Annotated in this window: 1 protein-coding gene; it reads right to left on the reverse strand. The window is 48.0% G+C overall.

The annotated features are described in order from the left end of the window. Nucleotides 1-342: 342 nt before the first annotated feature. Nucleotides 343-681: a hypothetical protein gene (locus KDK14_RS13515; RefSeq protein ID WP_257265689.1), complete on the reverse strand. Its 339-nt coding sequence runs from the start codon at nt 679-681 to the stop codon at nt 343-345. Between the last annotated feature and the right edge of the window lie 534 nt (nt 682-1,215).

The following is a 1,215-nucleotide window of genomic DNA, read 5'->3' on the forward strand; positions in this document are numbered from 1 at the left end:
ATGCCAATGCCTTTTTGGAACTGAATGGTATTTTTACACATCAGTTTTACCTCCAGAACATATTACCATCGACGTTTATTAGAGCAGCTGATTCATGACGTACGATCTGTGGTAATCAGGTAGATCTTTACGCGATGTTCGACTTAACGGTGATGTATTCGCCTCAGCAACGCCTTCAATTTCTCAAAACCTCGCCATAGCCGTGTTTTCTCCGTTTTACGGCCAACCATAAAGTTCCCCTTCCGGTTACGGGTGCAGTAATGAGTAAATCCAGGGAAGTAGACCGTTGCTGGCCGCTTCTTTTGCCGATGAGCAAATCGTCCGAACTCAACCAACCGGGTTTTATCCGGCGCCAGATTCAGACCAAATTTGCCCAACCGCCTTGGCAGCACATTCCATGAAACGTTCCGCATCACTGCGGTGCTGAAAGCACACCACAAAATCGTCAACATACCTGATTAACCAGGCTTCCCCTTTTAAACAGGGCTTAACCTTGCGCTCAAACCAAAGGTCGAGCACGTAATGCAGATACAGATTACTTAAGATGACACTGACAGGCCCCTGTCGATGAATAGACGTCAGCGTTTGTTCAAGCCATTGCCTGAAGCCTTTCTTTGTCTCTTCCATTGTCAGCCCATCAACGCCGGGTGATGTCTTGCCGGGAATTTTATTCAGATTCATGCAAAGACTTTCCGGTGTGATGTGATGACCCAAACTGGTGGAACGGAGTTTCGAATTACTCCGGGATTTTGCTGCTACCCTTTCCAGTTTCGTTGCCATAGCTGGTTTACCTTCTCAATGTGTAGAAGACCGTAACTCCCTCTGGTGTGAAACCCATGCCTGGAAAGGCTCAAATACCGCCAGCCGCTTTCCCATGTGACGGGCTCTCCCCGCCTCGGAGTACTATCAGCTGGTCTTACTTCCTGAACGTCATCAAACCCTCCTTGCTTTCAGGCTTGTCTGGTTTTACAGGCCTCAGCCTGAACGTTCAGGATCTCCCTTGTTCCCGCACAATCACTTGAGCCATGGGTACGAACCCCGGAAGCAGACGGGATGCCTTGTCATTAACGGAACTCCCGACTTCTGTTTTCCTCGTAGAGCAAGAGAGTCAACTGCTTCGATCACGATCAATTTCGAGGTTAATTATCCCTTGGCAAACGTTAAGTAGTTGGCCAAATGGAATCATATTTTCTGGCTAAGTGGACAGTTACTATG

The sequence above is a fragment of the Endozoicomonas sp. ONNA2 genome (genome assembly GCF_024606365.1).
GTDB lineage: Bacteria > Pseudomonadota > Gammaproteobacteria > Pseudomonadales > Endozoicomonadaceae > Endozoicomonas.